We start from the raw sequence: 19,616 nt of genomic DNA, 5'->3' as shown, positions 1-19,616 counted from the left end.
CACCTGTTCGAATTAGATTCATTCAAGTGATGGACAAGCGAGACCAAGTTCATTCTGACACAGCGAAATCGGCTTATCAACGCAAATTTGGCCCGCAATTCCGCCGATTCTGCGGCAGCGCAAGGTTTATCGTTGCATCACTGGCGCGAAATTTCCGCCGGAGCCGAACACCGGTCTCCGGCTGCCCGGATGTCACAATCCGGGCACCAAATTCGCCCGGCCCCCGCGCCTTCGTTGACTCCGGCAGGAACGGCCGCAAAGGTAAAGCCATGAGGCTTCAGCGAATCACCAATGGACTGACATGCACGACGGCGGCTGCCGCACTCGCGCTCTTGCTGACCGCCTGCGGGCCCAGCCAGCCGGCCGGCCAAGGGAGCGCGGAGCCTGGCTCCCCCAGCACCAGCCAGGCTGCCCCCGAAACTTCCGCCCCGTCGTCGTCCTCCTCTTCTGCGGCACCATCTGGTCCTTCAGCGTCCCTGTCCTCTGGGGCGCCCCAGGCCAGTTCCGCCGGCGCCCAATTGTGCAAGGCCTCGACACTGAAAGCCACGACGGATGCCACCGGCGGCGGCGCGGCCGGCAGCGTCTACATGGAACTGATTCTGACCAACACCGGAAAGGCCTCCTGTCATCTCAAGGGCTTCGCCGGCGTCTCGCTGACCAGCGGCCCCAATGGCCAGCCGATCGGGGCGCCGGCCCAGCGCGACACGACGGTTCCCGTCGGCGACGTGCTGCTGGCCCCGGGCCAGTCCGGAACTGCCGTGCTCCGCTACACGCAGGCGGGCAACTACCCCGACTGCACCAAGACGCCCGCGGCCGGGTTCCGGGTCTACCCTCCCGAGGACACAGCGTCGCTGTTCGTGGCGCGGCCATCAGACGCCTGCAGCAACGCCTCCATTAAGCTTCTGAGCATCGGGGCGTTCCAGGCCCGCTAGGTCATTCGGGCCGCCGTCTGCCAGTTCCGTCTCAGAGCCTGTTCGGGTCCCGCATCCGTAAGTACACTTGCGCATACTCAGGGTCCTTGGTGGCAGCACCGGGCCCCCGCGGGATTGCCTCGCGGACTGGGCACGGGCCGAAGGCGGGTTGATAACGTGACGTCACTCTGGTTGGACCGCACCGATACTTTCAGCGGCGACGAATTCAGTCAGGGAGAGGCCTACGACACCGTCGTCGTCGGCGCCGGCCTGACCGGGCTGGTGACGGCTCTGCTGCTGGCACGGTCAGGGCAGAACGTCCTGGTCCTCGAGGCAAGAACCCCCGGAGCCGTGGCCACGGGCAACACCACCGCCAAAGTCACCGTCCTGCAGGGAACCGTCCTGTCCGGCCTGCGGCGACAGTATTCCGCCAAGATCGTGGACGCCTACGTGGCGGCCAACCGCGAAGGTCAGGCCTGGCTGCTGCGGTACATGGAAACCCGCAGGGTGCCGTTCCAGGAACGCGACGCATACACCTACGCCACCACGCCAAAGGGGACAGAGACGCTTCGCGAGGAACTCGCCGTGGCCCTGGCCGCCGGCGTCGAGGTGGATTATGTCCGCGACGCCGGCCTGCCTTTCCCGGTGCGCGGCTCCCTGCGCCTGGGCGGACAGGCACAGATCAATCCCATGGACGTTGTCCTCGCCCTGGCTGAGGACGTGCGCTCGCACGGCGGCAAAATCGTCTCCGGCGTCCGCGTCCAGAACGTCGGCGGAACGGACCCGGCCACAGTTGAGACCGACCACGGACGCGTGCATGCCAACGAAGTGGTGCTGGCCACGGGCACGCCCATCCTGAACCGCGGCCTGTACTTCGCCAAGCTCAAGCCCAACCGATCGTACGCCGCTGCCCTGGAGTTGTCCGGAGACGCCGTACCGCCGGACGGCATGTACCTGTCCGTGGAGCAGCCTGTCCGGTCACTGCGGGATTATCCTGCCGACGGGCGGCGCCTGCTGCTGGTGGGCGGCAACGGACATCCCGTGGGAAGGGCGCGATCGGAGCAGGCGCACCTGGACGAGTTGCTGGCCTGGGCGGCCTCACATTTTCCGGTGGCGAGGGTGACCAACACCTGGTCCGCGCAGGACTACCAGGCCACCAACCTCATGCCGTTCTTCGGAAAATTCCCCCGCGGACGGGGCCGCATCTACTTCGCCACGGGGTACAACAAGTGGGGCATGACCAATGCGGTGGCCGCGTCCCTTGGCATCGCCGCGGACATCCTCGGGGGCCAGTTGCCCTGGGCCAACACCATTCACCGCCGCGTGACGTCCCCTCCGGGTGCGGCATCCGCCGTGGCGCTCAACGCGGACGTTGCCGCAACGCTTGCGAAGGACTGGGCGCAGGCCGGCCTCAAGAAACTGCCACCGGAATCCGGAACCCCGCCTGCGGAAGGGACGGGCGCCGTGGCCCTGCGCGGCCGCAAACCCGTTGCAGCGTCAACCGTGGAGGGAACCACCTGTACGCTGTCCGCCGTCTGCACCCACCTCGGCGGGATACTCCACTGGAACGACAACGAAAAATCCTGGGACTGCCCCCTGCACGGTTCCCGGTTCAGCCACGAGGGGAAGGTCCTCGAAGGACCGGCCACGCACGATCTTCCCCAGGCTGAATGAGCCGGCGGGGCTGAGGCGGGGCTGACGCGGGGGCTGCGCGGGCTGAAGGGGGCTGCGCAGGGCGGATGCGGGCTGAAGCCGCAGGCAATACTGTCGGTGCCTTGGGGCATGATGGAGGCATGCAGTCGCAGGAGCCCGCCGGCACGTCCGGCGGCACATCTAGGGTGGACTCGATGGGCCAGTTCAGCCGGCCCACCCGGGAATGGTTCCTGGGTGCGTTCTCCGAGCCCACGCCCGCCCAGCAGGGCGCATGGGCGGCCATTTCCTCCGGTTTGCACGCCCTCGTGGTGGCTCCCACAGGATCCGGAAAGACGCTGGCGGCGTTCCTCTGGGCGCTGGACCGGCTGCTGGTTTCCGGCGCAGCAATGCCCGCGGAGCTGCCGGGGCTGGAAGACCCTTCCGCCGGAGTCGCGGGCGGCTCCCGGGCAGGCAAACAGCCCCGGGTCAGGAAGCCCAAACGGAAAACCCGCGTGCTGTACATTTCGCCGCTCAAGGCGCTTGGCGTCGACGTCGAACGCAACCTCCGCTCGCCCCTCATCGGCATCACGCAGACGGCCAAGCGGCTGGACCTGCCCGCGCCGCTGATCACCGTTGGCGTCAGGTCTGGCGATACACCTGCCTCGGACCGCCGCGCCCTGCTCAGCCACCCGCCGGACATCCTCATCACCACCCCGGAGTCCCTCTTCCTCATGCTGACGTCCAGGGCCCGGGAAACGCTGAGCGAGGTGGACACCGTCATCGTCGATGAGGTCCACGCCGTGGCCGGCACCAAACGGGGGGCCCACCTCGCGGTCTCCTTGGAGCGCCTCGATGCGCTGCTGCCCAAGCCTGCCCAGCGGATCGGTCTGTCCGCCACGGTGGAGCCAAGGGAGCTCGTGGCGCAGTTCCTGGCCGGTTCGGCTCCGGTCCAGATCGTGGCGCCTCCCTCGCGCAAGAACTGGGACCTCACCGTGTCTGTTCCCGTGGAGGACATGTCCGATCTCCAGGGCGCCGCCGGCGCTTTCGACTCCGGTCCCGCTTCAGGGCTGCAGCCGCAGGCCTCGATCTGGCCGCATGTGGAGGAAAAGATCGTTGACCTGGTGCTGGCCAACCAGTCCACCATCGTCTTCGCCAACTCGCGCCGGCTGGCGGAACGGCTGACAGCGCGGCTCAACGAGATCCACGCCGAACGGCAGCTCATGCCAGTCGGCGGCGGCTGGGAGGATCCGTCGCCCGCGGCGGGGATCCTGCCGGCGTCCACGGCCACGCCCGCGCACATGATGGCGCAGGCCGGCAGCACGGCAGGCGCCGATCCCCTCCTGGCAAGGGCCCACCACGGCTCGGTGTCCAAGGACCAGCGGGCCCTGATCGAGGACGACCTCAAATCCGGGCGGCTGCGCTGCGTCGTGGCCACGTCCTCCCTGGAGCTTGGCATCGACATGGGGGCGGTGGACCTTGTGGTGCAGGTGGAATCGCCGCCCTCCGTGGCCAGCGGGCTGCAGCGGGTGGGCCGCGCCGGCCACCAGGTGGGCGAAATCTCGCAGGGGTATCTCTTCCCCAAGCACCGCGCCGACCTGGTCCACACCGCCATCACTGTAGAGCGGATGCTGGACGGCAAGATCGAGCGCCTCAGCGTTCCGGCCAACCCGCTCGACATCCTGGCACAGCAGACCGTCGCCGCTACCGCCCTGGGCAGCATCGACGTGGAGGAGTGGTTTTCCACGGTGCGGCGGTCCGCACCCTTCGCCACCCTGCCCCGTTCCGCCTTCGAGGCCACCCTGGACCTGCTCGCCGGGCGCTACCCCTCGGACGAATTCGCCGAACTCCGTCCGCGCATCGTCTGGGACCGCAATGCCGGCACCATCGAAGGCAGGCCAGGCGCGCAGCGCCTCGCCGTCACGTCCGGGGGGACCATCCCGGACCGCGGCCTGTTCGGTGTCTACATCATTGGCACCGAGGCGGAAGGGTCGGCCTCCCCCGCCGGAACTCCGGGCGAGGGCAAGGCCCCCGGTACCGCGTCGCCGGCAAAAGGCGGCCGGCGCGTCGGTGAACTCGATGAGGAGATGGTCTACGAATCCCGCGTGGGCGACATCTTCGCCCTCGGGGCCACGAGCTGGAAAATCGAGGACATCACGCACGACCGCGTGCTCGTCTCGCCGGCCTTCGGCCAGCCCGGAAAGCTCCCGTTCTGGAAGGGCGACTCGCTGGGACGGCCGGTTGACCTGGGCCGCGCCCTCGGCGCGTTCGTCCGCGAACTGTCAGCGTCCGACGTCGGCCCTGCCACCGAACGCTGCAAGGCCAGCGGCCTGGACGACTTCGCCGCCAACAACCTGCTGCAGTACCTCAACGAACAGAAGCTGGCCACGGAGGTGGTCCCCAGCGACACCACCCTGGTGGTGGAACGCTTCCACGACGAACTCGGCGACTGGCGGGTCATTCTCCACAGCCCGTTCGGCATGCCCGTCCACGCGCCGTGGGCCCTTGCCGTGGGCCAGCGCCTGCACCAGCGCTACGGCCTGGACGGCTCCGCGATGGCGGCCGACGACGGGATCGTGCTGCGCGTCCCCATGATGGAGGACGAACCGCCCGGCGCCGAGCTGTTCCTGTTCGACCCCGAGGAACTGGAGCAGATCGTCACGGCCGAGGTGGGCGGCAGCGCCCTGTTCGCCTCCCGCTTCCGCGAGTGCGCGGCCCGTGCCCTGCTGCTGCCGCGGCAGACCCCGGGTAAGCGGCAGCCGCTGTGGCAGCAGCGCCAGCGGTCGGCCCAGTTGCTGGATGTCGCGCGGAAGTACCCGTCCTTCCCCATCGTGCTGGAAACCGTTCGGGAGTGCCTCCAGGACGTGTACGATCTGCCGGCGCTGAAGGAAATTGCGGCATCCGTGGAACGCCGGGAACTGCGGATCGTACAGACAACCACCCAGCAGCCGTCGCCGTTCGCCAAGTCGCTGCTCTTTGGGTACGTGGCGCAGTTCCTGTACGAGGGCGACTCCCCGCTGGCCGAGCGCCGTGCCGCCGCCCTGGCCCTGGACTCCACCCTGCTCAACGAGCTCCTGGGCCGCGTGGAGCTGCGCGAACTCCTGGACACCAGGGTCATCGAAGCCACCGAGCGCGAGCTGCAGCGGCTTGCTCCCGACCGTAAAGTCCGCGGCGTCGAAGGCGTCGCCGATCTGCTGCGGCTCCTCGGTCCGCTGGCCCCCGATGAAGTGGCCGCCAGGCTCGCCCCTCCGCTGGTTGAGCCCGCCGAAACCGAGCCCGCCGAATCCGCCGCACCGCTGGCTGAGCCCGCCGAATCCGAGCCCGACGCGACCCTCGTCGCGGCCGCCGTCGCGCACCTCGCCGCGCTGCAGCGGGCCAACCGGGCCATCAAGGTGGCCATCGGCGGCGTCGAACGGTTCGCGGCGGTGGAAGATTCCGCAAGGCTGCGCGATGCCATCGGGGTCCCGCTTCCCATGGGCGTGCCCCTGGCCTTCATCGAGCCGGTGGCGGATCCCCTGGGTGACCTCGTCTCGCGCTACGCGCGTACCCACGGCCCCTTCACGGCCACGGAAGCCGCGGCCAGGCTGGGACTTGGCGTCGCCGTCGTCGGCACGGCCCTGAAGCGGCTCGCCGCGGACGGCCGCGTGGTGGAGGGCGAGTTCCGGCCCCACACCGAGCCCGCGGCGGGCCAGGCTGGCACCGGCGACACCGGCCCGGGCCGTGGCGCCGCCGCCTCAGGCAGCGAGTGGTGCGACGCCGAGGTCCTGCGCAAACTGCGGCGCCGTTCCCTGGCCGCGCTTCGGGCCGAAGTGGAACCCGTGGACGCCACTGCCTATGGGCGGTTCCTGCCCGCCTGGCAGAACGTCCGCACACCGGGTGCCGGGCGCGGGCTGCCGGCGCTGCGCGGCCTGGACGGGATAGTGACGGCCATCGATCAGCTGTCCGGCGTGCCGGTTCCGGCGTCCGCGTGGGAACCTCTGGTGCTGGCCAGCCGGGTATCGAACTACCAGCCGGCCATGCTGGACGAGCTCATGGCAGCCGGCGAGGTTCTCTGGTCCGGGGCCGGCTCCCTGCCCGGCAACGATGGCTGGATCAGCCTGCATCTGGCGGACTCGGCCGAACTGACGCTGAACCCGGCGATCGACTTCGAGCCCGGAGACGCGCAGCAGAGGCTGCTGGACTATCTCCAGACCAACGGCGGCGGCTATTTCTTCCGTCAGCTGACGGATGTGGCCGGCGGTATGGACTCGGTCCTCAGTGACCAGGAGGTCGTGTCCGTGCTGTGGGACCTCGCCTGGGCCGGCCGCGTAACCGGAGACACGTTCGCTCCCGTCCGGGCCCTGATCGCCGGCGGGCACACCGCCCACCGGCAGGTTGCCCGGGCACCGCGCGCCCGCTCCCCGCGGCTGAGCCGGCTGGGGCGCTCGCACGGGACCGGGTTGCTCGGCTCCCCGGGGCTCACCGGCGGGCGGTACGGATCGGTGACCGGCTCGGCGCCCACGCCGCCGTTGGCGGCCGGGCGCTGGTCAGCGCTCCCGGCGCCCGAGCTCGACCCCACCATCCACGCCCGCGCCACTGCCGAGCTGCTCCTCGACCGCTACGGCGTGGTCACGCGCGGCTCGGTCATGGCCGAGAACATCCTGGGCGGATTCGGACTCATGTACAAGGTGCTGGCCCGGCTGGAGGAGGCAGGACGCTGCCGGCGCGGCTACTTCATCGAGCACCTCGGGGCGGCCCAGTTCGCCGTGCCTGCCACGGTGGACCGCCTGCGCTCGTATTCGGAGGACACGCAACTGGCCAAACCGGAACCTGTGGCGCTGGCCCTCGCCGCCACCGATCCCGCCAACCCGTACGGCGCCGCTCTGGCGTGGCCCGCCCTCAGCGTCGAGGCCGGCAGCGGCCACCGGCCGGGGCGCAAGGCGGGGGCGCTTGTGGTGATGGTCGACGGCGCGCTGGTGCTTTACGTGGAACGCGGCGGTAAGACCCTGCTCGTTTTCACCGAGGAGGAAGCCGTTCTCGCCGCCGCAGGTGCCGCCCTCGTGGACGTCGTGAAGCGCGGCGCCGTGGACAAACTCGTTATGGAAAAGGTCAACGGCCACGGCATCCTGGACACTCCGGTGGCAGCAGCCCTGACCCACGCCGGGGCCTACTCCACTCCGAAGGGACTGAGAATCCGTGCCTGAGGGCGACTCTGTCTGGCGTGCAGCGAACCAGCTGCACGCTGCCCTTGCCGGGCAAATACTCCTGGCCTCCGACTTCCGTGTACCCCGCTTCGCCACGCTGAACCTCCGGGACTGGACCGTCCAGGAAGTCGTGCCGCGCGGAAAGCACCTCCTCATGCGCCTGGTGGGCCCTGCCGGCGACCGGCTCACCATCCATTCGCACCTCAAGATGGAAGGCAGCTGGCAGGTCTACCCGCCGGGCGGCCGGTGGCGGAAGCCGGGCTTCACCGCACGGTGCGTCCTCCGCACGGCGGCGGCAGACGCAGTCGGGTTCTCACTTGGCGTGCTCGAGGTCATCGAGACCGCAGAGGAGGACAAGGCCGTGGGGCATCTCGGGCCGGACCTGCTGGGGCCGGACTGGGATCCTGCCGAGGCCGAGCTCCGGGTGGCATCCGCGCCGGACGTTCCCGTCGGGGTGGCCCTGCTGGACCAGCGCAACCTTGCAGGCATCGGCAATGTCTACCGCTGCGAGGTGTGTTTCCTGGCCGGGATACACCCGGCATCTCCCGTCGCGGCCGTGACGGATCTGCCGGCCATGTTTGCCGACGCCAAGCAGCTTCTCGAGGCCAACCTCGGACCGGGCCGGCGGACCACCCTGCTCAACTCGCGCGGCCTTCCCGTGGGCCGCGCCGCCGGCCGGCCAGGTTACTGGGTCTACGGGCGCGAGCACCAGCCTTGCCTGCGCTGCCGGACACCCATCCGCCGCGGCGTGCTCGGCAAGGCCCAGCCGGCAGGATCGGCCGGTTCGCCGGACCTGGTCACCGAGGAGCGCGACATCTATTTCTGCCCCAAATGCCAACCGCTCATCGGCGCCGGCCAGGCCTGACGCGAACCGCATCTCCGGCCCTGACACGCGCCGCACCTCCGGCCGCCACGCCATTGGCGCCCCGGAGACAAGGAGCCGCCCCTCAGGCAGTGGCCACCGGTTCCCCGGCCTCTTCGGCTGTCTCTTCGGCGGCCTCTTTCGCGCTGGCCCGTGCGGGGGCCGGTGCGGGGGTGGCCGCCGGAACCATGAAGCGCGGCAGCAGGAGCTGGACCAAAGGCCCGATGGCCAGCGCATAGACCACGGTGCCCACGCCCACCGAACCGCCCAGCAGCCAGCCCGCGGCGAGGACCACCACCTCGATCAGCGTCCGGGACACGCGGACCGACCATCCGGTGCGCCGGGCCAGGCCGGTCATGAGTCCGTCGCGGGCACCCGGGCCGAAGCGTGCGCCGATGTAGCATGCGGAGGCAATCGCGTTGAGCGCCACCGCGCCTCCCAGAAGGGCGATCTGCCCGCCGAGGTGGGAGAAGGACGGGATCAGGGCCAGGCCGACGTCGGCGAACACCCCCACCAGCACGGCGTTGCAGAGCGTGCCGAATCCCGGCCACTGACGCAGCGGAATCCACAGCAGCAGCACGAGGAAGCTGACGATGATCACCACGATGCCGATGCTCAGCCCGGTTCGTCCCGCCACGCCCTGGTGGAACACGTCCCACGGGTCCAGGCCGAGTCCGGCACGGATAAACATGGCCAAGGAAATGCCGTACATGGCGAGGCCGGTGAAGAGTTGTACGAGTCTGCGAGTCATCATTGAACCATCCTGAAGGACAACTGGCCTTGTTTTCCATGGCCAGTTTGAGATACTGGCCTGATGACCGGCTCCCTGACCCCCACCGCCCTCGCCCGGCTGCTCGGCCAGTGGCACCTCGGCGCCGCGCCCGCCTACCGCGAGCTGGCCGACGTCGTCCGCCTTCTTGTCCTGGACGGCCGCATCCCGCTGGGAACCGCGCTCCCCAGCGAGCGGACCCTGTCCGCCACTCTCGCCGTCAGCCGCACCACGGTGACGGCGGCCTATGCCGCCCTGCGCGACCAGGGATTTCTGAGCAGCGGCCAGGGCACGCGCGGCCGCACCTGCCTGCCCCGGACAGCGGGGCGGTCATCGGGGACGGACCGGGAAGGCGGTGCGGGGCTGTCCGGGGCGCCGGGACTCGCGGTGCCGGACGGCGTCATCGACCTCGCCTATGCTTCCCTCCCGGCCAGCGGCGAAGTCGTGCACCGGGCCTTTGCCGCCGCCCTGACGGAGCTTCCTGCCCTGTTGCCCGGATTCGGTTATGACGCCCTCGGCGTTCCGGCCCTCCGCGAGGCCGTTGCCGCGAGGTACACCGCCGTCGGCGTCCCCACGTCGGCGGCGCAGATCCTGGTGACGTCGGGCGCCCAGCATGCGCTGAACATCGTGCTGCGCGCCCTCGTCGCCCGGCAGGACCGGGTACTGGTGGAGCACCCGACGTACCCGAACGCGCTTGATGCCATCCGGGCCGCAGGCGGAAGGATGGTGCCGGTGGCCCTGCCGCCTGCGCCCGAGGCCGGCTGGGACATCGCCGCCACGGAGGCGGCCCTGCTGCAGCAGCGGCCCAAAATGGCCTACATGGTGCCCGACTTCCACAACCCCACCGGCCGCCTGATGCCCGATTCCCAGCGCCGCCGGCTGGTCCGGGCCGCCGCCGCTTCGGGCACCATCCTGGTGGCGGATGAAACCCTCCGCGAGCTGAACCTCGACGGCGGCACCGCGGCGCCGCTGGCCTCCTTCAGTCCGGCCGTGGTGTCCATCGGATCGCTGAGCAAATCCCACTGGGCCGGCATGCGCACGGGGTGGATCCGCGCGTCCGAAGGCATGATCCAGCGCTTCGCCGCCGTCCGCACCACCATGGACCTTGGCGGGCCCGTGGTGGAGCAGCTCGCGGCCGCGCACCTGGTGCGCAACCTGACGGAGCCGCTGCCCGGCCGGCTGGCCGCGCTCCGGGAGAGCCGCTCGGCGCTGCTGGAACTGCTGCACGGCCATTTGCCGCAGTGGCAGCCCGAACGGCCCGACGGCGGACTGGCAGTCTGGTGCCGGCTCCCCGCTCCCAGCAGCACGGCACTGACCGTCATCGCTCCCGAGCTTGGCATCCGCCTCGCGGCGGGCCCGCGCTTCGGAGTGGGCGGCGTCTTCGAAAACCACCTCCGCATCCCCTTCACGCTGCCGCCGGACCAGCTGGAAACGGCTGTCTTGGCGTTGCGCTCGGCCCAGGACAGGCTGGACGCCGCCCCGCAGCTGCGCCGGACGCTGCGGGACTCCCCCGCCGTCGCCATCGCCTGACGCCGGGATTGCCTGGCGCGCCGTGTCCTGCTTCGTCTTGAGGAGCTACGCGTAGACCTTTGCGAGGAACCCGCTCCAGGCCGCAGCCGTGGCCGCGGAATCGCCGTCGGCGCCAAAGTCGTGCACGGTCATGCCCACCGGGGCGCCGAAGGAGTTGCGGCCAAAGAACCGGTACAGTGCATCCCCGGTCCGCAGGCCCAGGAAGTGCTCATTGGAGAAGTCCACCTCCCCCGAAAGCCGACCCACGCCGTCGAGCTCCACGTCGACGGCGTCGCCCGCCGACGCGCCTTCGACGCCGAGCGCCTTCTTCAGCCGCACGAAGCCGTCCGGCAACTGGGACGACGGCGGGGCCTGCACGTCCGTGAACACCACCGGCTTGCCGTCGAAGTGCTTGAGGTACTGGCCCAGGGTGTGAAGGTAGAACTCGGTGTGCTTGCTGGCGCCGTCGTACTGCTCGTCCCAGTTGTCCACGAAGATGCCGCTGTGGACGTAGTGGAGTTTGGCGCGCCCGCCTTCGAGCGGTTCCAGCACGTGCTCCAGCTGGTTGAACCAGCCGTCCGGCCCGTCCATGCGGGTCACCAAGTGGTGCGGATACTCATCCACCGTCTTCACGGCCGGCCACTGGTCCGTGGGGAACATCCACGCCGGGGTGTCCTTGGTGACGGCTTCCCAGACGCGCTCGGGGGTGCCGGGCAGTTCGGTGTCGAAGACGATCTCGAATTCGCGGTTGTCAGTCATTGTCGTGCTCCTTCGCTGGTATTGGCTTGGTTGATGGCGTCCTGGTTGGTTTGAGCGTCGGGTGAAGGGCGACGACGATACGGTGCCTGCGGCCGCGCGCGCCGCCGGAGCCGCCGCCTGCCGGAGCGTTCACCGCTTCAGCGCCGCCCGCGGCAGCACCGCCGTCGTGATACTTGTCCACGAGCCGCGTGACGGCGACGCCCAGTTCCTCGGCGAAAGCGGCGCGGTCCGCGGCGGAGCGGAAGGTGATCTCGCCGTCGATCGCGAACGTGGCGAGTTTCTGCCTGGCCGCGGCCGCGCCGGTGATGAGCCTGCCCACCTCCTGGACCATCCGCCCCGCCAGCGCCAGCAGCCAGAAGGCTGAGAACCGGTCCGAAAAGCGGTGCGGATCCGGCGCCACGGAGGCAAGAGCCACGGGTGAGATCAGGTACGAGGCGGCCGTGGCCTGCACCACGCGCTCGGTGACGTTTCCCTTGCGGCGCTCCTCCACGAGCTCCACCAGCCCGTGCCGTTCCAGGGCCTTGAGGTGGTAGTTCACCTTCTGCCGCGGCAGGCCCACCCTGCCGGCGAGCTGCGTGGCTGACCAGGGCTCGGCCAGCTCATGGAGGATCCGGGTGCGGATGGGATCCAGGGAAGCCTCCGCGGCCGCGGGGTCCTCGATCACTTCGATGTCCAACATGCCTCCAGCCTGCCTACCGACAACTTTATTTGTCAAGAACTTTTTTGTCGTCGGTAGCCCGTTTAGACGGTTCCCTGCTGGCTCGACGTCGGGCAACGTCTAGCACGCAGGGAACCGTCGAAACGGCGGAGGGACGCGCCCCGGTAGAATGGACCGGTGATGCAATCCCCCCTCCCCGTGCGCGACGGCGTGAATGCCACCCGCCTGCGTCTGCCGGACGAGGGGCCCTGGACCACCGCGATGGACTACATGATGCACCGCTGGGGGCACATCGACCCGCAGGGCATCGAGGACCGGTTCGACGCCGGCGAGATCGTGGGCGAGGGCGGCATCCCCCTGGACCGGCGCACCAGGCTCGAGGACCACACCTTCATCTGGTACTACCGCACCCTCCCGCCGGAGACCCGCCTGCCCGTGGAGCTGAACATCCTGCATCAGGACGATCACATCCTCGTGGTGGACAAGCCCCACTTCCTGCCCACCACGCCCGGCGGAACGTACATCCAGGAATCGGCGCTGGTGCGGCTCCGGAACCAGCTCAACCTCCCCGATCTCATCCCGATGCACCGGCTGGACCGCATGACCGCCGGCATCCTCCTCCTCTCCACCAACCCCGAGACGCGCGGCAGGTACCAGGTGCTGTTCGAGAAGCGCCAGGTGCAGAAGGAATATGAGTGCGTTGCCGCCGCCCAACCGGCTGCCGGGCACGCCGCCGTCGACTTCCCCGTGGTGGTCCGGAACCGGATGACCAAGTCCCGCAGCTACCTGCTCGCCGAGGTGATCGACGGTGAGCCCAATGCGGAGACCCGCATCGACCTGATCAGGACGTTCGACGGCGGTTCGCCCGCCGTCGGTTCGCCCGCCGTCGGTTCGCCCGCCGTCGGTTCGCGCGGGTCCGGTTCCCGCGGGCTGTACCGGCTCGAGCCGCATTCCGGGAAGACGCACCAGCTGCGGGTGCACATGGCCTCGCTTGGCCTGGGTATCCTGCACGACGCGTTTTACCCGGACCTGCTGGACAAGGCCCCGGACGACTACACCAAGCCGCTCCAGCTGCTGGCCCGCGGCATCCGATTTGTCGACCCCATCACCAGGAAGCCCGTGGAGTACCGCAGCCGGCTTGAGCTGAGCGAAGTCCGCTGACTCCGGAAGTACCGCCCAGGTCGGACTAGCTCCGGCCGCCGCCCGTCTCACCGGGATCAGCGGCGGAGCGACCGCCGGCATCGTTGCCAAGGACGCCGCGGAAAATGTCGGCCATCTCGTCGCTGAACAGGACGAACTCCACAAGCCCAATCACGGACTCCCTCGAGCTGCCCGCATACCCGCGGACGGCGTCGAGCGCCACCTGCGCAACCTGGCGGGCATCCCAGCCATAGACGCCGGCACCCACCGCGGGGAAGGCGACCGACCGCGCCCCGAGGCCCTCGGCGATCCGCAGGCTCTCGGTGAAGCAGGATGCCAGCAGCGCGGGGTTCGTCTGGCCGACGTGCCGGTTGGGCCCGACGGTGTGGATCACCCAGGTGGCCGGCAGCCGGAAACCCGGAGTGGCCACGGCCGCCCCGACCACAAGCCCGTTCTGCAGTTCGCCGGAGCGCAGCAGCCGGCAGGCCTCCAGCAGCTCCGGCCCTGCCGCCCGGTGAATGGCGCCGTCCACGCCGCCTCCGCCCATGAGCGAGGAATTTGCCGCGTTGACGATTGCATCCACATGCCGCGCGGTGATGTCGCCCTGAACAATCTCGATCCTCATGCTGCCAGTGTGGCACCGCAGCCCGTCCCCGCGAAGGGCTGCGCAGCGTGCCGGCGCCAAGTGCGGTACGTTGTGCGAATGGACTTCGGCAACGCGGACACCTGGGGGGCCGCGATCTACTTCTGGATCATTCCGGCGGTTCTCGGGGATGCCATATTTCCGCCCATCCCCTCGGAAATGGTCCTGATCACCGGCGGGGCGCTGTCCGCGGAGGGCCGGGCCAACCTGTTTCTGATCGGCAGCCTGTCCGCCGCGGCCTCGTGGCTCGGCGACGTTATAGTGTTCCAGCTGTTCAAGCGCCGCCTCAGCCATGTCCTGGACCACTGGGCGTGGGGCCGAAAAGTCCACCGCGGCATCCACGAAGCCATCGCCAAGGCGGGCCGCTCCTCCACCTACGGCACCATCATCGGGGCCCGGTTCATTCCCGGCGGCCGGCTAGCCACCTCGGCGGCGGCCGGCATCGCCGATGTGTCAACCCCCGGCTTCAGTCTTTGTGCGGGACTGGGCGGGGTGCTCTGGGCTACCTGGCTGGTGGGCCTGGGCTACTTCACCGGCTCCGCGACCCGACTGCCGTTTTGGGCGAGCTCGCTGATCGGCCTGGGCGTGGGCCTGGTGATCGGGGCCTTGGTGGGCGTGATCGCCACGCGGCGGCGCGGAAATCGGTCGCCCGTGGACGAGCCGGACGGCCCCGCCGAACCGCTCCGCTGAGCCGGACACGGACGATAGAAAGAGCCGGGCGGAATCCGTCAGCGGAAGCCCTCAGACAGGCGCCCAGCGGCCGCGGTTGCGGCGGAGCACCGAAAGTGAGCCGGTCACCGCAACGCGTTCGACGGCGTCGCGCATCATCGCTGCCGACTCCCGGGCCTGGCTGTTCTCACCGCTGTATTCCGTGGCTTCCACGAGGAAGCGCAGGTTCAGCTGCGGCACGCCGCCCGCGAGTTCCAGCTGATTCGATTCCACGTGATGGCGCGTGCCCAGGGCCTCCACCGCGGCCGCCATCACGGCCTCGGGAGGGTTGCCCGGCTTCAGCCCGGTGATCTTGAGTCTGGTCTGGAACGACGGCATCCTCCAACCTTAACGTGTCCGCGCGAACGGGCAGATAACGCCCTCGGATCGTGCTTCTGAGGGCGTTATCTGCCCGTTCGCGCGATGGCCCTCATCCAGATGAACACCGGGACCGGACACGCCGGTTGAGCCCGTCGAAACCCGCGATTGAGCGATTGAGCCCGCTGGCTGAGCCCGTCGAAAACCAAGGTCTCGACAGGCTCGATAAGGGGCGCGCGGCAAACCCCACACGCTCTCTCACTTCCTGCCGCTTAACATCCAACCCTCTCTCAGCTTTCGCAACCAAAACCCAAACCCTCTCTCAGTGGGTGAGAGAGCGTCGGGGGGGAAAGTCCGCAGGAGGTGAGAGAGCGTCAGGGAAAACCCACGGGAGGTGAGAGAGCGTCGCGGAAAAACCCGCGAGAAATGAGAGAGCGATGGGGAAAAACCCGCGAGAAATGAGAGAGCGTCGGTGGTTGAACGCCGGAGGCTACCCGGTGTTGCGCAGGCCGGCCGCCACACCGTTGACGGTGATGAGCATGGCCCGCTGGAGGCGTTCGTCGATCTCGGCGCCGGATATGGTGCCGTCCTGAGCGCCCTCACGCACGCGGCGCAGGAGCTCCACCTGGAGGTAGCTGATCGGGTCGAGGTACTGGTCGCGGATTTCCAGTGAACGCTTCAGCGTGGGCTGGGCGTCCAGGAGCACGTTCTCGCCGGTGAGGTTCTGGATTTCGGAGACGGTGAGCGCATATTCCTCCCGGATGGCCCGGAAGAGGTGGTGCAGCTCCTCCGGAACCAGGGTGTCCACGTAGTAGCCGGCGATGTCCAGGTCGGTCTTCGCCAGGGTCATCTCCACATTGGACAGCACCGAGCGGAAGAAGTGCCAGCCGTGCATCATCTCCACCAGCTGGGCCGAATTGCCGGCCTCGCGGGCAGCCTTCAGCCCGGAGCCCACGCCGAACCAGCCGGGCACGATCTGCCGGGACTGGGTCCAGCCGAACACCCACGGGATGGCCCGCAGGCCGCCGAGGCCCGCTCCGGAATCGGGGCGCTTGGACGGGCGCGAACCGATGTTCAGCGAACCCAGCTGCTCCACCGGGGTTGAGGCCAGGAAGTACGCGGGCAGGTCGGGGTCGTCGATCAGGCTGCGGTAGCGGGCAAAGGCGGCATCGGAGATGGTCTCCATGACATGCCCGAACCGCTCACGCTGGTCATCGGACGTGCGCGGGGTGCGGTGCAGCGCGGAGCCCTGCATGACGGCGGCCAGCGACAGCTCCAGGTTCTCGCGCGCCAGTTCCGGCAGCGAGTACTTGTCCGAGATGACCTCGCCCTGCTCGGTGAACTTGATTTCGCCTTCGAGCACGCCGTTCGGCTGCGCCATGATGGCGTCGTAGGTGGGTCCGCCGCCGCGGCCCACCGAGCCGCCGCGGCCGTGGAACAGGCGGACCCGGACCCCGTGCTTGGCCGCGATGTCGCGGAGTTTGCGCTGGGTCTTGTGGATCTCCCACTGGCTGGTCATCACGCCGGACTCCTTGTTGGAGTCCGAGTAGCCGAGCATGACTTCCTGGACGTCGCCGCGCAGCCGGACCAGCTCGCGGTAGGAAGGATCGGACAGCAGCTGGTCCACGATCTCCGCGGAGGCACGCAGCTCCTCCACGGTTTCCAGCAGCGGCGCGAAGCCGATCTTGGCGTACGGGGCGTCGCCGAAGAGGCTTACGAGGCCGGCTTCGCGGGCCAGGACGGCGGCGGCCAGGACGTCGTCCGCGCCGCGGGTCATGGAGATGATGTACGTTTCGATGACGTCGGGGCCATAGGTGCGCAGGGCCCGGCGGATTTCACGGAAGACGTCGTACGTGCCGTCAGCAACGCCGTCGAGCTTGATCGGGTGGCCGGAGAGCGGCCGGCGGGACGCCAGTTCCGCGCTCAGTACCTCGAGGCGCTCGTCGCGGGTCAGTTCCGCGTACCGGATGCCGGGTCCGCCCAGGCGGTCCATGAGCTGCCCGACGGCGTCATGGTGGTGGTCGGCGTGCTCGCGGATGTCCAGCGTGGCCAGGTGCAGGCCGAAGGACGCGATGGCCCGCCGGACGCGGGCCAGGGCACCGTCCGCGGCGAGGGATGCCGAGTGGTTGCGCAGCGAGAGTTCCAGCAGCTCCAGCTCGGAGATGAGTTCCTCGGTGGACGTGTAGTCGCGGCCGGGCTGGTGTGCCGACCCTGCAGCCACACGCTTGCCGGTGTTGATGAGCTTGGCCTTGATGCAGGTCAGCTTGAGCCGGTACGGTTCCTGGGCGTTCAGCTCCAGGATGCGCCGGTCCAGGCCGGGCAGCTTCGCGAGGTCGGCGTCGATCGAATCGAGCAGCGTCTCGTCGGCGCCTGCGAGGGCAGTGGAGTTGGACAGGATGGAGATGAGTTCGTCGATCATGGCGATGCTGATGCGGACCGCGTGCTGGTTCTGCAGCTGCAGGATCTCGTGCGTGACCGCGGCCGTGACATTCGGGTTGCCGTCACGGTCCCCGCCGATCCACGAGCCGAACTTGATGGGGGCGTTCTGGGCCGGCAGGGTGACGCCGTGCTCGCCGAGGAGTTCGGACAGGTCCGTGAGCATCTCCGGCAGGGCGTCGGTGAGGATGCTGCTCAGGTAGTAGATGGCGTTGCGGGCCTCATCCACCGGCGTGGGCCGGACCTGGCGGAGCTCGTCCGTCTGCCACATCTGGTCGATGATCTCGGACAGCTGGCGGTCCTGGCGGCGGCGGGCCGACGTGCCTTCCTCGGTGGGTTCGGCCAGCACGTCGGAGAGCTTGCGGATCTTGTCCAGCACGGAGCGGCGCGAGGCCTCGGTGGGGTGTGCGGTGAAGATCGGGCGCACGTCGAGCTCATTGACCACTTCCTGCAGCACGGCCGGGCCGGCCTGGCCGGCGATGTCCGACACCGCCTTGGCCAGCCAGCCGTCCTTCTCCTGCCGGGTGCGCAGGCCGCGGACCCGGTGGACCTGTTCGGCGGCGTTGGCCAGGTGGAAGTAGAAGGCAAAGGCCCGGACCAGGTCGGTCGCCTGCTCAAGCGGCAGGGAGGCGAGCAGCTCGCGGACCTGGGCAACGACGTCGTGCGCGCTCCAGGGCCCGGTGGCGTCCGCTCCGCCCCGGGCGGCCTCCTTCGACTCCTTGGTGAGCAGGCGCACCTGCTCCACAAGATCGAGGAGTTCGGGGCCGTGCTGGCGCACCAGCGATTCGCCCAGCAGGGTGGAAACGCGGCGGACGTCCGCGCGGAGTTCTGCGGCGAGATCTGTTTCTGAATTCATTGCAGTGTCAGCCATGGAAACTATCTTTCGAGGGTTCGGACTTGGCTCGTACACTGCGCTGGATACTGTGAGCCGGGTTACTTGTTCCTATGGGATGTTACCCGCAGCCGGCGGGAGGCCGGGAATATGTCTCAGATGCTGTCCTGCCCTTGAACTCCTCGGGCCGGGCGCGGTATGTGTCCGCGGGCCGCCTCATCCTGCGCGGGTATTTGCCCATTTCCAAGGCTACGCCGGCCGTCCCGTGCCCGGCAGTCCTAAGTACGGGGCAGCTGCGGAATGAAGTCCCGCCGCACCGGGTTGACCCCTAAGCTGGCCAGATTGACACCCACCTTGGAGGAAACCATGAGCACCGCACCAGACGCCCAGCTGGAACGCTGGCGCCGCTTCCGCAGCAGCCGAAACACCGCCCTCGCCGCGGACTACGGCTGGCTGACGCTCACGTCGTTCCAGTGGCTGGAAAGCCAGCCGTCCGCCGTCGATCTCGCTCCCGGTTTGTGGTCAACGGACGGCACGACGGCGGCGCTCACCGCCGCGGCGTCGGACGGCCTAACGCTGGTGGAAACGGGAGAGCCCGTGGACGGCACCGTCACGGCGCGGCTCGCCGACGAGGAGTCCCTGATGTGGGTGCAGTTCGGCGGCGAGGACGGCAAACAGGTAGTGGTGGAACTGGCGATGCGGGCCGACAAATATGCCATCCGCACCCGGGATTCGAAGTCGCCGGTGTTCACCGAGTTCGACGGCGTGCCCACCTTTGATTACCGCCCGGACCTGGTGGTTGAGGCACGGTTTGAGGCGTTTCCCGAGCCCGAGGACGTTCCGATTGCAACCGCGAACCCTCTGGTGGACGGCGTGCACCGGTCCGTCGGTGAGCTGGTGTTCCGGCTGCCCGGTAAAGACCACGAGTACCGGCTTCACGCCGAGGAAGAGAAGCTCGGAGCCCTGACCGTCACGTTCCACGACGAAACCAACGGCGATGGCACGGACGAATGGCGGAAGGTGTCCACGGCCCGACCCAGGCCCGACGGAACCGTGATCCTCGACTTCAACCGCGCCATCAACTACCCCAGTGCCTTCACGCCCTACGGCACGTGCCCCATGCCGGTGAAGAACAACAGCCTGGACGCCCGGATCGAAGCCGGCGAAAAGCAGCCCGCCCTGACCGACTGAGCGCGAACTGGCACTTAAGCCCCGCCCCTAAGCGCGAACTGGCAGCTAATGCCCGCAAACCTGGGTTT

14 protein-coding genes are annotated in these 19,616 nt (G+C 68.9%); 8 read left to right on the top strand and 6 right to left on the bottom strand.

Annotated features, from left to right (window positions below):
* Positions 1-269: 269 nt before the first annotated feature.
* The 4 genes from J7I89_RS09990 (at position 270) to J7I89_RS09975 (ending at position 8,588) form a co-directional block, all read left to right on the top strand.
* Positions 270-932 carry a DUF4232 domain-containing protein gene (locus tag J7I89_RS09990; protein WP_214969556.1) on the top strand — a complete coding sequence of 221 codons (663 nt, stop codon included), beginning with the start codon at positions 270-272 and terminating at the stop codon, positions 930-932.
* A gap of 156 nt (positions 933-1,088) precedes the next feature.
* On the top strand, positions 1,089-2,585 hold the full coding sequence (locus tag J7I89_RS09985; RefSeq protein ID WP_214969554.1) for an FAD-dependent oxidoreductase: 1,497 nt from the start codon (positions 1,089-1,091) through the stop codon (positions 2,583-2,585).
* 119 nt (positions 2,586-2,704) lie between these two features.
* On the top strand, positions 2,705-7,723 hold the full coding sequence (locus J7I89_RS09980; RefSeq protein ID WP_251045110.1) for a DEAD/DEAH box helicase: 5,019 nt from the start codon (positions 2,705-2,707) through the stop codon (positions 7,721-7,723).
* A complete protein-coding gene (locus J7I89_RS09975) occupies positions 7,716-8,588 on the top strand; it encodes an Fpg/Nei family DNA glycosylase (RefSeq protein WP_214969552.1) in 873 nt (290 codons plus the stop codon). The genes J7I89_RS09980 and J7I89_RS09975 overlap by 8 nt, the downstream gene beginning before the upstream one ends.
* 82 nt (positions 8,589-8,670) lie before the next feature.
* Here the strand turns inward: J7I89_RS09975 and J7I89_RS09970 are convergent, their stop codons facing one another.
* Positions 8,671-9,339 carry a YitT family protein gene (locus J7I89_RS09970; protein WP_251045109.1) on the bottom strand — a complete coding sequence of 223 codons (669 nt, stop codon included), beginning with the start codon at positions 9,337-9,339 and terminating at the stop codon, positions 8,671-8,673.
* Between the two features lie 60 nt (positions 9,340-9,399).
* Between J7I89_RS09970 and J7I89_RS09965 the strand changes: the two genes are divergently transcribed.
* On the top strand, positions 9,400-10,884 hold the full coding sequence (locus tag J7I89_RS09965; protein ID WP_214969550.1) for a PLP-dependent aminotransferase family protein: 1,485 nt from the start codon (positions 9,400-9,402) through the stop codon (positions 10,882-10,884).
* A gap of 45 nt (positions 10,885-10,929) precedes the next feature.
* Here the strand turns inward: J7I89_RS09965 and J7I89_RS09960 are convergent, their stop codons facing one another.
* Both J7I89_RS09960 and J7I89_RS09955 read right to left on the bottom strand, forming a co-directional pair.
* Positions 10,930-11,622 carry an SRPBCC domain-containing protein gene (locus J7I89_RS09960; RefSeq protein ID WP_214969548.1) on the bottom strand — a complete coding sequence of 231 codons (693 nt, stop codon included), beginning with the start codon at positions 11,620-11,622 and terminating at the stop codon, positions 10,930-10,932.
* Positions 11,615-12,301 carry a helix-turn-helix domain-containing protein gene (locus tag J7I89_RS09955; protein ID WP_214969546.1) on the bottom strand — a complete coding sequence of 229 codons (687 nt, stop codon included), beginning with the start codon at positions 12,299-12,301 and terminating at the stop codon, positions 11,615-11,617. The genes J7I89_RS09960 and J7I89_RS09955 overlap by 8 nt, the downstream gene beginning before the upstream one ends.
* Positions 12,302-12,460: 159 nt before the next feature.
* Between J7I89_RS09955 and J7I89_RS09950 the strand changes: the two genes are divergently transcribed.
* The gene (locus tag J7I89_RS09950; RefSeq protein ID WP_214969618.1) at positions 12,461-13,441 is read left to right on the top strand and encodes a pseudouridine synthase; all 981 of its coding nucleotides are present in this window, start codon (positions 12,461-12,463) and stop codon (positions 13,439-13,441) included.
* A gap of 25 nt (positions 13,442-13,466) precedes the next feature.
* Here the strand turns inward: J7I89_RS09950 and J7I89_RS09945 are convergent, their stop codons facing one another.
* Complete coding sequence (locus tag J7I89_RS09945) at positions 13,467-14,045, bottom strand: O-acetyl-ADP-ribose deacetylase (RefSeq protein ID WP_214969544.1); 579 nt, start codon at positions 14,043-14,045, stop codon at positions 13,467-13,469.
* 78 nt (positions 14,046-14,123) lie between these two features.
* Here J7I89_RS09945 and J7I89_RS09940 point away from each other — a divergent pair, with 78 nt between their 5' ends.
* On the top strand, positions 14,124-14,753 hold the full coding sequence (locus J7I89_RS09940) for a DedA family protein (protein ID WP_214969542.1): 630 nt from the start codon (positions 14,124-14,126) through the stop codon (positions 14,751-14,753).
* Positions 14,754-14,804: 51 nt separating this feature from the next.
* Here J7I89_RS09940 and J7I89_RS09935 read toward each other — a convergent pair whose 3' ends face one another.
* Together J7I89_RS09935 and ppc are read right to left on the bottom strand one after the other, a co-directional pair.
* Positions 14,805-15,110, bottom strand: coding sequence for a hypothetical protein (locus J7I89_RS09935; RefSeq protein WP_078029890.1), 306 nt, complete (start codon positions 15,108-15,110; stop codon positions 14,805-14,807).
* A gap of 469 nt (positions 15,111-15,579) precedes the next feature.
* Complete coding sequence (ppc, locus tag J7I89_RS09930) at positions 15,580-18,396, bottom strand: phosphoenolpyruvate carboxylase (RefSeq protein ID WP_214969540.1); 2,817 nt, start codon at positions 18,394-18,396, stop codon at positions 15,580-15,582.
* A gap of 327 nt (positions 18,397-18,723) precedes the next feature.
* Here ppc and J7I89_RS09925 point away from each other — a divergent pair, with 327 nt between their 5' ends.
* Positions 18,724-19,548: a DUF1684 domain-containing protein gene (locus tag J7I89_RS09925; protein WP_214969538.1), complete on the top strand. Its 825-nt coding sequence runs from the start codon at positions 18,724-18,726 to the stop codon at positions 19,546-19,548.
* Positions 19,549-19,616: the final 68 nt, after the last annotated feature.

It is taken from the genome of Arthrobacter sp. ISL-5, from assembly GCF_018613835.1.
Lineage (GTDB): Bacteria > Actinomycetota > Actinomycetes > Actinomycetales > Micrococcaceae > Arthrobacter.
The sequence above is the reverse complement of the archived record's forward strand: the minus strand, read 5'-3'. Positions and strand labels throughout refer to the sequence as shown.

What these genes read in the sequence shown, in the direction of transcription:
- J7I89_RS09965 (WP_214969550.1), top strand. Translation starts at nt 9,400, where the DNA reads ATGACCGGCTCCCTGACCCCCACCGCCCTCGCCCGGCTGCTCGGCCAG.
- J7I89_RS09945 (WP_214969544.1), bottom strand. Translation starts at nt 14,045, where the DNA reads ATGAGGATCGAGATTGTTCAGGGCGACATCACCGCGCGGCATGTGGAT.
- ppc (WP_214969540.1), bottom strand. Translation starts at nt 18,396, where the DNA reads ATGGCTGACACTGCAATGAATTCAGAAACAGATCTCGCCGCAGAACTC.
- J7I89_RS09980 (WP_251045110.1), top strand. Translation starts at nt 2,705, where the DNA reads ATGCAGTCGCAGGAGCCCGCCGGCACGTCCGGCGGCACATCTAGGGTG.
- J7I89_RS09935 (WP_078029890.1), bottom strand. Translation starts at nt 15,110, where the DNA reads ATGCCGTCGTTCCAGACCAGACTCAAGATCACCGGGCTGAAGCCGGGC.
- J7I89_RS09925 (WP_214969538.1), top strand. Translation starts at nt 18,724, where the DNA reads ATGAGCACCGCACCAGACGCCCAGCTGGAACGCTGGCGCCGCTTCCGC.
- J7I89_RS09990 (WP_214969556.1), top strand. Translation starts at nt 270, where the DNA reads ATGAGGCTTCAGCGAATCACCAATGGACTGACATGCACGACGGCGGCT.
- J7I89_RS09950 (WP_214969618.1), top strand. Translation starts at nt 12,461, where the DNA reads ATGCAATCCCCCCTCCCCGTGCGCGACGGCGTGAATGCCACCCGCCTG.
- J7I89_RS09960 (WP_214969548.1), bottom strand. Translation starts at nt 11,622, where the DNA reads ATGACTGACAACCGCGAATTCGAGATCGTCTTCGACACCGAACTGCCC.
- J7I89_RS09940 (WP_214969542.1), top strand. Translation starts at nt 14,124, where the DNA reads ATGGACTTCGGCAACGCGGACACCTGGGGGGCCGCGATCTACTTCTGG.
- J7I89_RS09970 (WP_251045109.1), bottom strand. Translation starts at nt 9,339, where the DNA reads ATGATGACTCGCAGACTCGTACAACTCTTCACCGGCCTCGCCATGTAC.
- J7I89_RS09955 (WP_214969546.1), bottom strand. Translation starts at nt 12,301, where the DNA reads ATGTTGGACATCGAAGTGATCGAGGACCCCGCGGCCGCGGAGGCTTCC.